We start from the raw sequence: 12,792 nt of genomic DNA, 5'->3' as shown, positions 1-12,792 counted from the left end.
CAAGTCGCAGCGAGAAGCGGTTCCGCACCTCCGTCGGCACCATCCAGCCGCCGCGCCATGGACCATCAGCGTAAGCTGTGCCGAGGGTCAAATTCCCACCTGGCACAGCCAGTGCTGCCATGGACGCGCGCCATGTCAGCGTAGGGGTGCTCGATCTCCTGCCGAATGGAGCCGGCGCGCGTCTTCACTTCCAGTCGCTATGGCGTTGCTTAACAGGGAGCAAGCTGCGGTGGTGTGGATCGCTTGCACATGGCAAGGGGAGGGTGAGCAAGGAGCCAAAAACCAAAGCTTGACAGTGCTCCTGTTTTTGGCGAACAAAAAGGGAACATAATCCTTCCCCTTCTGTCTCAAGAGACATGCATCCTGAGCCGCGCCCTAGTATCGCCCTACAAGACCTGCGCAACCGCATCCATCAGCTGGAGATTGGCGGGCGGCGCGCCATGCGCGTGCTGCCCTTCGGGATCAGCGAGGTCGACGGTCGGCTGCCAGGTGGCGGGCTGGCGTTGGGGGCCGTCCACGAGGTGGCCGAGGGCGGTGACCTGGGCGTGATCCACGCCGCGGCGGCCACCCTGTTCGCCGCGGGCATCCTGGCCAGAATGACCGGGCCGGTGCTCTGGTGCCTGCGGGCGTCGGACCTGTACGCCCCGGCGCTCTCCCAAGTCGGGCTGGATCCGAACCGGGTCATTTATGCCGAGGCACCCGATGAAAGGACGCTGCCTCTGCTGGTGGAGGAGGGGCTGCGCCACCGCGGACTGGCGGCCGTGGTAGGTGAACTGGCCAAGCTCCCCATGGTGGCGTCCAGACGCATGCAGATCGCCGCTGAGCACTCCGGCGTCACAGCCATCATCCTGCGCCGGTGGCGCAGCCCGGCCGCGGCTGCCGCCGAGATCGGCCAGCCGACGGCTGCCGTCACCCGTTGGCGCGTTTCAGCCCTGCCGTCCAGCCCACTGCCAGCGCCGGGGATAGGCCGCAGGCGATGGCGGGTGGAACTGGTGCGGTGTCGTGGGGGCGTGGCGGGTGAGTGGGACATTGAGGGCTGCGATGAAGAGGGTCGTCTCGGTCTACCTGCCCACTTGGCCGACGGATCGGCTTCGCGTCAGGGCACGCTCATCGAAGGAACGGCACGAGCGGTCGGGCTCCGGTTCGGCACTTGAGGCCGACGAGCCGGCCGACAATCCCTTGGTCGTCGCGTCGACCGGCGCGCAGCGCGTCATCACCGCGGTGGACGTCGCCGCGCATCGGCTCGGCCTACACCGAGGCATTCCACTCGCCCACGCGCGGGCGATGGTGCCCGACCTGACGGTTGCCGACGCCGATCCTGACGCCGATGCCGAGGGCTTGCACCGGTTGGCCTTGTGGGCGCTGCGCTACAGCCCAATGTTGGCCGTGGACCCGCCAGATGGCCTGTGGATGGACATCACCGGTGCCAGCCACCTGCTGGGTGGCGAGCGCCCGCTGCTCGACGATCTGATCCGCCGCCTCGCCGGCATGGGCGTCACCGCGCGAGCCGCGATCGCCGGCACGCCCGGCGCCGCCAATGCCCTCGCTCGCTTCGGCCATCGGCCAGTGTCTGTGATCGACGATGGGTTGGAGGCGGTGTCCGCGTTGCCGGTGGCCGCCCTCCGGCTGGGGTTTGAGATGACTGTCGAACTCCGACGCCTGGGCTTTGAGACCGTCGGCGATCTGGAGGCGACGCCGCGTGCGCCTCTGGCCCATCGCTTCGGCTCGTTGCCCGGCCGACGGCTGGATCAGGTCTTCGTGTAAAGGCCGAATGAAGTTTCCCCAGAACGGTCGGTCGAAAAATCCCCAGATGGTTTGAAGGGCTATGGATTGGCTTCGGTGTCGGCGCTCCTTCCTTTCGGTGGCCGCCCTCGGCGCCGTGGTGCCGGTGGCGGAGCGGTGATCGGCCGGCTGCGGTTGTTGTCCGGCATCAGTTCGGCGTGACGGCGCAGGCGGTAGCTGGCACCTTCGATCTGCACCACCACGGCATGGTGCAGCAGGCGGTCCAGCAGGGCGGAAGCGACGACGGTGCCGCCGAAGACATCGCCCCATTCGGAGAAGCCGCGGTTTGAGGTCAGGATCATGGCACCGCGTTCATAGCGGGCGTTGACGAGCTGGAAGAACAGGTTGCCGCCACCGGGTATCACCGGCAGATAGCCGATCTCGTCGACGATCAGCAGCTGTGGCCGACACAGGAAGCGCAGGCGTTCCCGCAAGGTCCCTTCACGTTCGGCCTTGGCCAGCGAGCTCACGATGTCGGCCAGGGTGGCGAAGTAGACCGAGCGGCCGGCCTTAACGGCCTCCACTCCCAAAGCAAGCGCCAGGTGCGTCTTGCCGCAGCCGGGCTGGCCGAGGAAATGGACCACCTCGTGCCGGTCGACAAAGTCGAGCTGCGCCAAGGTCATGATTCGATCGCGATCGAGGGAGGGTTGGAAGGAGAAGTCGAAGCCGGTAAGCGTCTTGATGGAGAGAAGCCGGCCCATCTTCAGGGCCGCCTTGATGCGACGTCCCTCGCGCAACGTCAGTTCCTCGCCCAGCAGGGCGTCGATGGCCTCCAGGGCGGAGAGTTCGCCGCGTTCCAGCCGGCGTAGGATGTGCTCCAGCGCTTCCAAGGCGCGCGGCATCTTCAGCCCAACCAGATATTGGCGAATGCGGTCGAGGGTGGCGGGGCCGGCTTCCAACGGCGTGGCGCTCATCACGGGCTCCCCGGCTGGTTGGCCAAATGGCGGCCGATGGTGTCGTAGATGGCCAGCGAGCGAGGGGTGACGGTGCCGCCCTGCAGCGGAGGTGCCGGGGGCGTGGCGACCTCCCTGGGCGTCTGGCTGTTGGGCGGTGGAGGCTGGGTCCGATGGCCGGTGGCAATGCGCCGCTGGCCTCGTCCTTCCAGCGCCGGGTGGGATGCGACGGCTATGCCGTCCTCCAGGATGGTGACAGTGCCGGCGGTGACCTGCACCTCCACCGTCCGCCGGCGGGTGCAATCCGGCACGGAGTAGAGGTTGCCGCCGACCGACACCATGCCGTCTCGGGTGACACGGCGCTCCAGGGCCAGCACGCTGTTGAAGGGGCCGGCCGGCAGCGGCTTGAGGTGGGAGCGCTCCTCGGCGAAATGCTCGGCGACGATGCGCTGGGTGGTGGCGTGCCGACGGCGGTTGGCGAGCTGATCCAGCCACTGGGTGAACTGGATGTTCAGGTCCTCGAGATTGCGGAAGCTGCGGGCCAGGAAGAAGTCCTCGCGCACGTAGCGGAAGGGCCGTTCGACTTTGCCCTTGGTCTTGGCGCGGTACGGCTTGCAGGCCTTCGGCAGGAAGCCGTAGTGGCTGGCCAGGGAGAGGAGCTTGGGATTGTAGGCGATGCCTTGGGCCGGTTGATCGGGGTCTTCGACCTCGCCCAGCACGGCGGTTTTCATGCGGTCGTAGAGGATTTGTTCCGGCACGCCGCCGAAGCTGTCGAAGGCGGCAATGTGGCAGCGGAGCACGGTTTGCAGGTCCTGGCGGGCGACGAAGCGGGCCCACATCATGCGGCTGTGGCCGAGCACCATCGAGAACAGCCAGACGATCCGCTCCACCTCGGGCTCTTCGGTGAAGGTCGTCTTGAAGAAGGCAAAATCGACCTGGGCCTGCTTGCCGGGCGGCGTCTCGAAGCGACGCTCGAAGGACGGTGACGGGGTGGGACGGATGGCGCGAACCACGGCTTTCAGGATGGTATAGCCGCCGGTGTAACCGCGCTCCGTGAGTTCCCGCAGCAGTCGCCGGGCGCTGAGATCGGGAAAGGCCTGCAGGCGTTCGCGCAGATAGGGCTCGAAGGGCGTGAGCAGCGTCGGCCGAGCCGGCCGAGGGGTGTAGGCGGGCGCCTCCAATCCGCGGGCGATGTATTTGCGGATGGTCTTGCGATCCAGGCCGGTGCGGCGTGCGATCGCCGACACCGACAGGCCCTCGCGGGCGAGATCGAGAATCATGACGAGTTCTCCAAGTCTGACCACCGGCCCTCTCCCTCAGCCTCGGAGGGTGATCATGGGCGACGGGCGGCCGCAGGGCTCCGGGGCGTACGCCCCGGAGCCCTGCCGTTGCGTCAGCCTGGGGAATTTTCAGCCGCCCTTTCCGGGGAGTATCCAATCGGCACTGACACTTCGGCCGCGTTGCCGAACCGATCGTGCCTGTCGTGCCGGTCGAGACCGTCCAGGTACGACGCAGTCTGGTCGAACCAATCAGCACGGCCGAGGCACTCCAGGCTGTCATCGTGGCGCTGGTGCAGGACCTCTGTGGGCAGCTGGAGCAGCATGGGCTGGGCGCCAGGACGCTGGACCTGCTCTGGCACCGCGTGGACGGCACAGTGCAGGCAATCCGAGTTGGCACGGCGAAGCCGGTGCGCGCAGCTCCACACCTCACCCGCCTGCTTGTTGAGCGCATCGCCAACGTCGATCCCGGCTTCGGCATCGAAGTCGCCATTTTGACGGCCACGCTTGCGGAGCCATTGTCGGCTGAGGAGGTCGGCCGGCTGGTGGCCGGGGAGACCGATCCCGGGACGTTCGACGAGGTGGCCACCATCGCCGGGCTGGTCGATGTGCTGGGCAACCGGATCGGCCACGACAGGGTTTTCCGGTGCGCGCCGGTGGAGAGCGATGTACCGGAGCGGTCGGTCACGCGCATCCCCGCCCTGGCGCCGCCGGTACCAGCTGGTTGGCCCTCTAAGTGGCCCCGGCCGGGACGTCTGCTGATGCCGCCGGAGCCGATCGAGACGATGGCCCTGATGCCCGATCACCCGCCAATGGCCTTCACATGGCGAGGTGTCCGACGACTCATCAAGCGAGCGGATGGTCCGGAGCGCATCCACGGCGAATGGTGGCGCAGGGATCGCGAGATGGCGGCCGCGCGAGACTACTACGCCGTCGAGGACCACGCGGGCGAGCGCTTCTGGCTCTACCGATCCTGGGAAGGCTCCCCGGACACCGGGCCAATGCGATGGTTCATCCACGGGCTGTTCGGATGAGCGCGGCCGGGCAGGGGCGGGGTCCCGCAGGCTCGACATACGCCGAGCTCCAGGTGACAACCCACTTCAGCTTTCTTCGCGGGGCCAGCAGCTGCGAGGAGTTGTTCTCGCGGGCGGCGGCGCTGGGAATCCCAGCTCTGGGCATTGTCGACCGACACTCGCTGGCGGGGATCGTCCGCGCCAACGAGGCGGCGCGGCAGACTGGCGTCCGGTTGGTCATCGGAAGCCGGCTTGACCTCACCGACGGCACCGCCCTGCTGCTGTATCCCATGGACCGGGCGGGCTACGGTCGGCTCTGCCGTCTGCTGACGCTCGGCAAAGGCAGGGCGGGGAAGGGGGCCTGCGATCTGTCCTGGGAGGACGTCGCCGATTGGGTTGAAGGACTGCTCGCCATCCTGGTGCCAGACGAACCGGACGACCGCTGCGCCCGGCAACTGGCGCGGCTGCGCCGGACCTTTCCCGGCAGGTGCTACGTGGCCCTGACGCTCCGCCGGCGACCGGGCGATGTCCTGCGGCTACACCTGCTGTCAGAACTGGCCGCGGCCCACCGTGTGCCGACCGTGATGACCAACGACGTCCTCTATCACGCGCCGGAACGGCGCATCATGCAGGACATCGTCACCTGCATCCGCAAGGGCTGCACCATCGACAGCGCTGGGTTCCGGCGGGAGCGGTACGCCGACCGCTTCTTGCAGCCACCGTCAGAAATCGCCCGCCTCTTTGCCCGGCACCCAGAGGCGGTGGCGCGGACGCTGGAGGTCGTGGAGCGATGCCGGTTCGGGCTGGACGAGCTGCAGTACCAATACCCGGAGGAGGTCGTGATTCCGGGTCTGACGGCGCAGCAGTCGCTGGAGCGGCTGACCTGGGAGTCCGTTGCCAACCGCTATCCCGATGGCGCGCCGGAGAAGGTCCAAGCCGTGCTCCGGCATGAGTTGCGGCTCATCGACCAGCTGGGCTACGCACCCTACTTCCTGACCGTCCACAGCATCGTCCGCTTCGCCCGCTCCCGCGGCATCCTGTGCCAGGGCCGGGGGTCCGCCGCCAACTCAGCTGTCTGCTATGTGCTCAGCATCACCAGCATCGACCCTGAAAAGCACAACCTGCTCTTCGAGCGCTTCGTATCGGCCGAGCGCCGTGAACCGCCAGACATCGACGTCGATTTCGAGCACGACCGCCGTGAGATCGTCATCCAGTGGATCTACGAGACTTACGGCCGCCACCGTGCAGCTCTGACGGCGGTAGTCACGCGGTACAGGGCGCGTGGTGCCGTCCGTGACGTCGGCAAGGTGCTCGGGCTCACCGAAGACGTCACAGCGGCACTGGCAGGGCAGATTTGGGCTTGGTCGGATGAGGGTGTCGAGGAGCAGCACGCGAAGGAGCTGAACCTGAACCTGCAGGACCGGCGTCTGCGTCTGACCCTGGAGCTTGCCCAGCAACTGATGGGCACGCCCAGGCACCTGTCGCAGCATCCGGGCGGCTTTGTCCTCACGCAGGACCGGCTGGACGAGCTCGTGCCGATCGAGCCCGCCGCAATGGAAGATCGACAGGTCATCGAATGGGACAAGGACGACATCGACACGCTGAAGATGATGAAGGTCGACATCCTTGCACTGGGGATGCTCGGCTGCATGCGCCGGGCCTTCGAGTTGCTGGAGGAGCACAAGGGCATCCGCATGGACTTGGCCGGCATCCCTGCCGAGGACCCGGTTACCTACGCGATGATCCGGCGGGCCGACACACTGGGCGTTTTCCAGATCGAAAGCCGGGCGCAGATGGCCATGCTGCCGCGGATCAAGCCGCGGACCTTCTACGACTTGGTCATTCAGGTGGCAATCGTCCGGCCGGGCCCGATCCAGGGCGACATGGTGCACCCCTACCTGCGCCGCCGCGAGGGACTGGAGCCGGTGGACTATCCCACGCCGGAACTCAGGGCGGTGCTGGGATCGACGCTTGGCGTTCCGCTCTTCCAGGAGCAGGCGATGAGGGTTGCCATCGAATGCGCCGGATTTACGCCCGGCGAGGCCGACCAGCTGCGGCGGGCTATGGCCACCTTCAAGCTCACAGGTGGTGTCAGCAAATTTTCGAGTAAGCTGGTCGACGGCATGGTGGCGCGCGGCTACAGCCGGGAGTTCGCCGAGGGTACCTTCAAGCAGTTGGAGGGGTTCGGGTCATACGGTTTCCCGGAAAGCCACGCAGCGAGCTTTGCGCTGATCGCCTACGCCTCCTCCTGGATGAAGTGCCATCACCCTGAGGTCTTCACCTGCGCTCTCCTGAACGCTCAGCCCATGGGCTTCTATGCGCCGGCCCAGATCGTTCGGGATGCGCGCGACCATGGTGTCGAGGTCCGGCCGGTCGACGTCAACACTTCACGTTGGGACTGCACGTTGGAGCCGGCGGGGCAGGGCAGGCTGGCGGTCCGCCTCGGACTCCGGCTGGTGAGAGGGTTGGCCAACGCCGCCGGCGCCGGGATCGTCGCCGCCCGCGAGGATCGTCCCTATGGCGACGTTGAGGACCTGTGGCGCCGGGCGGGTGTGCCGGTCGCGGCACTACGCCAGCTGGCGGCCGCCGATGGCTTCGCCGGTATGGGGCTTACGCGTCGAGAGGCTGCTTGGGCCATCCGGGCGCTCCGGGATGAGGCCCTGCCGCTCTTCGCGGCCGCCGGGGCTGCGCAAGAGGCGGTGGAGCCGGAGGTCACCCTCAGGCCGATGAGCGGGGGCAGGGAGGTGGTGGAGGATTACACGATGACCGGCTTGAGCCTGCGCAGTCATCCTGTTGCTCTCCTCCGCCAGGACCTGCGAGGGCAGGGCAGCATCACCTGCGCCGATCTCGCTCGCGCGCGGGACGGACGCAGGGTGACGGTGTCTGGCCTGGTGCTGGTCAGGCAGCGGCCGGGATCGGCCAACGGGGTGCTATTCCTGACGCTTGAGGATGAAACCGGCATCGCCAACGTCATCGTTTGGAAGAAGCTCTTCGAGCAGCAGCGCCGCATTATCCTGGGAGCCAGCATGCTGGCGGTGAAGGGTCGCGTGCAGATCGAGGGCGAGGTCATCCACCTGATCGCGGAGCAACTGGTCGATCAAACGGACCTACTGCGGTCGGTTGGAAGTAAGGAGATGCCGACGCAGCCTGCCGGCAGGCCTGCACGGGTGTAGCGTCACCAAGGTTCAGGCTGCTTTGTCGGGCCACGGCCATGGCATGGTTTGGCTAACGCTTTCGACCGGCAGGCCACAGCCAGTGTCGACAGCCACGAGGCGCAAACCGGCAGCGTCTGGCAGCACCTCCACCAGTTGAATCGCTCGATCGGCCGACATGGCTCGAACGTGCCAGACGACGGTGGGGATCTCTGAGCTCTCTGGAAAACCCTTAACCCCAAACAGGCGCATCAAGTGCTCCATCATAGGTTGGTTGCTGATGCGACTGTACTGTAGCTAGTGGTGTGCGCCAGACGGATCATTTCGTTGTAGCTTGGTAAAAGCGCGCCATCTCACCATCTCGGTAGAGCTACATACGTGACGGGCCGTCTGGTGCGCACCACTAGTGAGCCGGATCAGAAAGATCGCGTCGTTCGTGGCTTGACACCAACGCGGCGCTTGGCTGATCGAGCCAAGCGATCCACATGCATAACATTCGCAGAAGTAAATAACGTCACCGATATTTCATTTATTATCGTCGTCCTTGATCCACTCAATGTACTCATTCCAAGCTTTTTTATTAGAGTTCTTTATGTTCACTTCTAAATAAGATTCCCTTACTCTAGCCAATATTTCGTCCAACGCTTCTCGCATTTGTGTTCTAGCGCCATCTATTGCATCCCAGACCTCTTGTTTGTCACTGGTCAGCGGCATATCCCCCGGATTGGTAAAAACGTGGAGCTTTCCGTTTGCCGTGTCATGGTACATCCCCGGGTAAGATAGAGCTGTACTCCACGAATCATAGAGCTTTTGGAACGATTTATCTAAATTACTGTCATAGAGGCTAAACAGACTATTTTGAATGACGCCCTTGAACCCCTCATAGAAGAAGAAATTCTGATCTATTATGTAGCCAGGAAGCCTTTCAATGAGGTCGTCCATCGTCGGAATATGAATAGATGACAGTGCCCACTTTATGTTATCTACATCATGATCGTGCTGAAGTTTTTCTTTGCTCACCCCTCTTAACTCGTGAGGACGTTTTGGGTTGAGTTTGACAACGGCAGAAACGGCCACTTGAAGAAGATTCTCCAAATGCGCTTTCCCATTGTTTGGTTTAGACGTTTCGATATGGTAAAGACTTACTCGATTCTGAATAAAATCGAATGGCAGGTCGTTGGGAAACTGACCGAACTCTTTGTTGAACAACATTATAACGCGATCCCAGCCAAGCTGTGATACTGCATATCCAAGCTCGAACACTACGTTTGGGTTTGGACAGGGGCGCCCGGCTTCCTTTGAAGTGATAGTTGTGATATCGGCAATGAATATATCAGCAGAATCTATTTTTTCTTGTATCTTATGAGCTATATTGGGACTTCCAGAGGTTCCTCTCGTAGCTTCATCTCGTATAAATTCAATTTTTGCGGCTGTGCCTGATACTTTCTTACATGCCACTTTCAAGGCATCTCTGATTGCATTAGCGTTTGTTGCTGCAGGGGAGTCACTCTGCCAGGAGAAGAATATCCGAACCTTTGCGGGTGATGACATCGTGATTCAGCCTATTTTGACGAAGCCTATGAGATGCATGGTATATTAAAAGAGGTTCATTTCAACAGAATGTCTGCATCTCACCACCGGGTTACAGAAAGTGCTGAAAGGCAACGGCGGATGTATGACTACAAAACGTCGTTTTATCGGTAGATGCGCTGTTCAAGCATCTCTCACCTCTCTAGTGGATTGAGTCAGACGGATAGTGTCGTTTGTACGTTAGCGGATCGGAGGTATCCTGCGGACTGCGCCGAGCTAAATACCTAACGGTCCGTCTGGCGCACACCACTAGGTCTGCCGATCGATGCACACAAAGTTCTCGTTCTTGATCATGCGCTGCCGGTCTAGCGCTTTGCTATGTAACCCAGGTGCCATACCCGATACCCTTCATCTTCGCTTTGATGACACAGAGGCGCTCTGACGGCTTTATTCTCGAAGAACCAGCATGGGTATACTTTTCCTAACGTATGTTGCCATTCCTTTTTTGCCATCGGTAGCCCAATGGTCTCTGCGACTTCTGCGGCAATCATATCTTCGTCTCTAACATCTATCCAAATATACCTGATCGACTGAGCCTTCCGCCCCTTTGACAACGGGGAGAAATCGACGCTGTAAGGAGAATAAAGGTTATGCGCGACACATTGTAAATTTAGGCGGTCTTGTGTCTTGCCATTCATACGGTCTTGATGCATTCGCTCTATAACTTCATCACACCGTACTTCGGAAAATACTCTGCGAACGCTCTCCTCAGACATTCCTGGGCGCACACGCTGCAAATATTCCTTTGCGTATCCGTCGGCGAGCGCGTGAGGAATATTCGCCGCGATCAGCAGAGCCGATAACATAAAGAGCCGCAATGCCACCATCACCTCCAACGTGGAAATAAAACACACATAACTGTTATTATGGAAATGGTCACCAATCATGCGACATCGCATATTGGGCCGACACTATTCCAGATGTTGCTTCGCCACACGATAAAAAACGGGCCGCTGCATGAAGTCAGCGGCCCAAGTCTAACGAGGATGGCGTGGAATTCTATACAGCAGGCTGCGATAACGCCGGCTGGACGAGTGCAGCGGGCGGGATTGCCCAAGGTCCGGAGGCGAGGTCATCCTCCCAGCGGCCCCATTTGCCAAGGGCCTGGGACACCCGTTCGACGGTCAGGTAGTACGTGTGCCGATCATCCATGCTCAGTTCTGCCGTACCATCGCGCAGAAACCAGCGCAGATGCTTCGCCTGCCACTGAAAGGGGCCGATCTCGTACTGGCGCCAGATTGACCCAGCGATCTCGGCCGACAGGTACTGGACCAACTCGGCATCAGCGGGGCGCTCCCGGTGAAAGGTGCCCTTGAGGAGTGCTGTGACTTGGCCCCGGGCGTGGGCTTCGCTGATTGGGTTGGTGAGGGATTTCCTCATCGGCGCGCTCCCGAGTGTCGAGCCACGACGATACGGCAGAAGGCTGCGCCTGCGCGCCGGAGAAAGGCAGCGAAAATCATCGCCTTTCCGATCCGTCATCGTTCAGGAGGTTTTGGCGTCGGGCGGCGCGATCAGCTCATCGGCAAGATCGAGGACGTCATCCCACTGCGGCCTCGTCGAGCTGCGCAGGCGATGCCGGACGGCCAACTGGCCAAGCGTAACCTCCTCGTCCTCGTATTGGATCGGCACGTCTGCGGACCGCACCAGGGCGCCGGTGATGCCGCCGTCGGCGTGATCCTTCCAGACGAGCAGAGCAAGCCAGCGGTCGCCCGCCGCGTTCTGAACCTCGAAGGCGAACAGCTTCTCAGGGCCAGGGCGTTCGATGCCGGCCCACAGCCCCTCCCCTGCATCCCCGATCATCTCGTGCACGAAGCTGCCGTAACCGGACAGTGCGGCCAGCAGGGCGGCCAGATCGTCTTCGAACGGGCGCATGGCGTTCTCGGTGTTTAAGCTGGACAACGACAGATCTCCTTGATGCTCACGCGCCACGGCGGGGGCGCGGGTGGATGAAGGGTTGGGCGACCGCGTGAGGAACGAACACCATCGCTATGTCCCTCTTGCCGTCGCGGTGCCGGCGGTGAATGCGATGCAGGCCGTCGATGACCTGCGTGGTGCCGCCAGCCATGCCTACGGTGAGGATCGGCACCTCAGCTTCGGCGGGTGTCATGGTGGCGATCCGGCGTTCATCGCGCTCGAAGAGGGCGACATGGGTCAGCAGCGCCTGATCCAATGGGACCAGCTCAGGGGGGAACTTGGATGGTGCGGAGCGCACCAGCGCCAGCAAGCCCTCAACATCGTAGATCTGATCCTCGAAGATGAAGCTGCGGCCGGTGATCTCAGGGATGTCCTCGTCCAGCACCAGAACCCGGTGCCGGTTCTCCAAGTGCCGGCGCAGCGCATCCTCCGTCTTGTACGGACGCTGGCACTGAGGACAGAGCAAAGTGCTTGTGAGCATGGTTGAACCTCGGGAGTGATGACGGTTCCGGCCCGTATCCAAGCCGGAGAAGGTGTTGTGCCGCGACGCCGGGCGCGGTCTGGATGAGCTGGACGATGAACTCGTGGTCTTCCTGCCCATCCAGCAACTCCACCTGCAGAGCCCGTCCCAAGCGCAGATGCGACAGCAGGAGTTCGCGCCAGTCCGCTGCGGCCTGTTCGATGGTTCCGGCGTCGGTGTCCGACCGGGAGGCCCCCAGCCGGCATTCGAGGAAGCCGTCGAGAGTTGGAAGCGGCGGCTCGGTTGACCTCACCCCCTCTGCCGGAGGCTTGGGCCTGACCAGGGCGAGGAAACGTAGGAACGCGACCAGCTCTGTCGATGACGCGGCAGCAAGCCTCTCCTGCCGGCTGATCGTGGACCGCGCTACCGGTGTGCCGCCCAGAAAGTGCAACAGCGCCGCCATGCCAAGCTGGGATTCAATCCCAAGTGCCTTGCGCAGGGCTCGTAGCTCAGGCCCGCTGGCCTGCCCCAGGCCGTAGTTCGTCGCCATGTTTCGTATCCATTCCTATCCAGGGTCGGGGTGCGATCCTGGCCGGCTCCCCTGCCCGCGTCACCTTCCCGCCGCACTGGCGTTCGACCGCGACATTCGAGGGACGGGGTTGGCGGAGAGGGGGCGAGTTGATTCCCTCCCCTGCTCCTTCGGGGAGCCGG

General features: G+C 63.0%; 12 protein-coding genes and 1 CRISPR repeat array (1 of these 13 cut by a window edge). Of the genes, 5 read left to right on the top strand and 7 right to left on the bottom strand.

The genetic code is table 11. The annotated features are described in order from the left end of the window. A CRISPR array of direct repeats spans positions 1-40; the repeat unit is 37 nt (it extends 918 nt beyond the left edge of the window). A 400-nt stretch (positions 41-440) separates the two neighbouring features. Beyond that, positions 441-1,154 (top strand): ImuA family protein, encoded by a 714-nt coding sequence (locus tag ABNQ38_RS08040; RefSeq protein WP_377806605.1) that lies wholly within the window; start codon positions 441-443, stop codon positions 1,152-1,154. Next, on the top strand, positions 1,042-1,764 hold the full coding sequence (locus ABNQ38_RS08035; protein ID WP_377806604.1) for a Y-family DNA polymerase: 723 nt from the start codon (positions 1,042-1,044) through the stop codon (positions 1,762-1,764). The genes ABNQ38_RS08040 and ABNQ38_RS08035 overlap by 113 nt, the downstream gene beginning before the upstream one ends. A gap of 59 nt (positions 1,765-1,823) precedes the next feature. On the opposite strand, the gene istB is transcribed toward ABNQ38_RS08035, so the two are convergent. Next, positions 1,824-2,696: an IS21-like element ISAzs30 family helper ATPase IstB gene (istB, locus tag ABNQ38_RS08030; protein WP_377806510.1), complete on the bottom strand. Its 873-nt coding sequence runs from the start codon at positions 2,694-2,696 to the stop codon at positions 1,824-1,826. Beyond that, on the bottom strand, positions 2,696-3,979 hold the full coding sequence (gene istA / locus ABNQ38_RS08025; protein ID WP_377806509.1) for an IS21 family transposase: 1,284 nt from the start codon (positions 3,977-3,979) through the stop codon (positions 2,696-2,698). The genes istB and istA overlap by 1 nt, the downstream gene beginning before the upstream one ends. Before the next feature lie 179 nt (positions 3,980-4,158). On the opposite strand from istA, the gene ABNQ38_RS08020 reads away from it, so the two are divergent. Both ABNQ38_RS08020 and ABNQ38_RS08015 read left to right on the top strand, forming a co-directional pair. Beyond that, positions 4,159-4,986, top strand: coding sequence for a DUF6504 family protein (locus tag ABNQ38_RS08020; protein ID WP_377806603.1), 828 nt, complete (start codon positions 4,159-4,161; stop codon positions 4,984-4,986). After that, a complete protein-coding gene (locus ABNQ38_RS08015; protein ID WP_377806601.1) occupies positions 4,983-8,138 on the top strand; it encodes an error-prone DNA polymerase in 3,156 nt (1,051 codons plus the stop codon). Before ABNQ38_RS08020 ends, ABNQ38_RS08015 begins: the two co-directional genes overlap by 4 nt. Before the next feature lie 504 nt (positions 8,139-8,642). On the opposite strand, the gene ABNQ38_RS08010 is transcribed toward ABNQ38_RS08015, so the two are convergent. From ABNQ38_RS08010 to ABNQ38_RS07990, 5 genes are all read right to left on the bottom strand, one after another. Continuing rightward, on the bottom strand, positions 8,643-9,668 hold the full coding sequence (locus ABNQ38_RS08010) for a TIR domain-containing protein (RefSeq protein WP_377806600.1): 1,026 nt from the start codon (positions 9,666-9,668) through the stop codon (positions 8,643-8,645). 344 nt (positions 9,669-10,012) lie between these two features. Further along, complete coding sequence (locus ABNQ38_RS08005; protein WP_377806599.1) at positions 10,013-10,594, bottom strand: hypothetical protein; 582 nt, start codon at positions 10,592-10,594, stop codon at positions 10,013-10,015. A 112-nt stretch (positions 10,595-10,706) separates the two neighbouring features. Then, positions 10,707-11,087 carry a hypothetical protein gene (locus ABNQ38_RS08000; RefSeq protein WP_377806598.1) on the bottom strand — a complete coding sequence of 127 codons (381 nt, stop codon included), beginning with the start codon at positions 11,085-11,087 and terminating at the stop codon, positions 10,707-10,709. Positions 11,088-11,189: 102 nt separating this feature from the next. Then, complete coding sequence (locus ABNQ38_RS07995) at positions 11,190-11,579, bottom strand: hypothetical protein (RefSeq protein ID WP_377806597.1); 390 nt, start codon at positions 11,577-11,579, stop codon at positions 11,190-11,192. Positions 11,580-11,625: 46 nt separating this feature from the next. After that, complete coding sequence (locus ABNQ38_RS07990; protein WP_377806596.1) at positions 11,626-12,102, bottom strand: hypothetical protein; 477 nt, start codon at positions 12,100-12,102, stop codon at positions 11,626-11,628. 55 nt (positions 12,103-12,157) lie between these two features. Between ABNQ38_RS07990 and ABNQ38_RS07985 the strand changes: the two genes are divergently transcribed. Next, positions 12,158-12,388, top strand: a complete 231-nt coding sequence (locus ABNQ38_RS07985; RefSeq protein ID WP_377806595.1) for a hypothetical protein — start codon at positions 12,158-12,160, stop codon at positions 12,386-12,388. Positions 12,389-12,792: the final 404 nt, after the last annotated feature.

Origin of the sequence: Azospirillum sp. A29 (assembly GCF_042604625.1) — a bacterium.
Classification (GTDB): domain Bacteria; phylum Pseudomonadota; class Alphaproteobacteria; order Azospirillales; family Azospirillaceae; genus Azospirillum; species Azospirillum palustre.
Note: the sequence above shows the minus strand (reverse complement) of the source record. Positions and strands in the feature narration are given on the sequence as shown.

Bases quoted from the DNA above. Each gene is read 5' to 3' on its own strand.
- ABNQ38_RS08040 (WP_377806605.1), top strand. From the start codon at position 441: ATGCGCGTGCTGCCCTTCGGGATCAGCGAGGTCGACGGTCGGCTGCCA.
- ABNQ38_RS08035 (WP_377806604.1), top strand. From the start codon at position 1,042: ATGAAGAGGGTCGTCTCGGTCTACCTGCCCACTTGGCCGACGGATCGG.
- istB (WP_377806510.1), bottom strand. From the start codon at position 2,696: ATGAGCGCCACGCCGTTGGAAGCCGGCCCCGCCACCCTCGACCGCATT.
- ABNQ38_RS08015 (WP_377806601.1), top strand. From the start codon at position 4,983: ATGAGCGCGGCCGGGCAGGGGCGGGGTCCCGCAGGCTCGACATACGCC.
- ABNQ38_RS08010 (WP_377806600.1), bottom strand. From the start codon at position 9,668: ATGTCATCACCCGCAAAGGTTCGGATATTCTTCTCCTGGCAGAGTGAC.
- ABNQ38_RS08005 (WP_377806599.1), bottom strand. From the start codon at position 10,594: ATGATTGGTGACCATTTCCATAATAACAGTTATGTGTGTTTTATTTCC.
- ABNQ38_RS08000 (WP_377806598.1), bottom strand. From the start codon at position 11,087: ATGAGGAAATCCCTCACCAACCCAATCAGCGAAGCCCACGCCCGGGGC.
- ABNQ38_RS07995 (WP_377806597.1), bottom strand. From the start codon at position 11,579: ATGCGCCCGTTCGAAGACGATCTGGCCGCCCTGCTGGCCGCACTGTCC.
- ABNQ38_RS07990 (WP_377806596.1), bottom strand. From the start codon at position 12,102: ATGCTCACAAGCACTTTGCTCTGTCCTCAGTGCCAGCGTCCGTACAAG.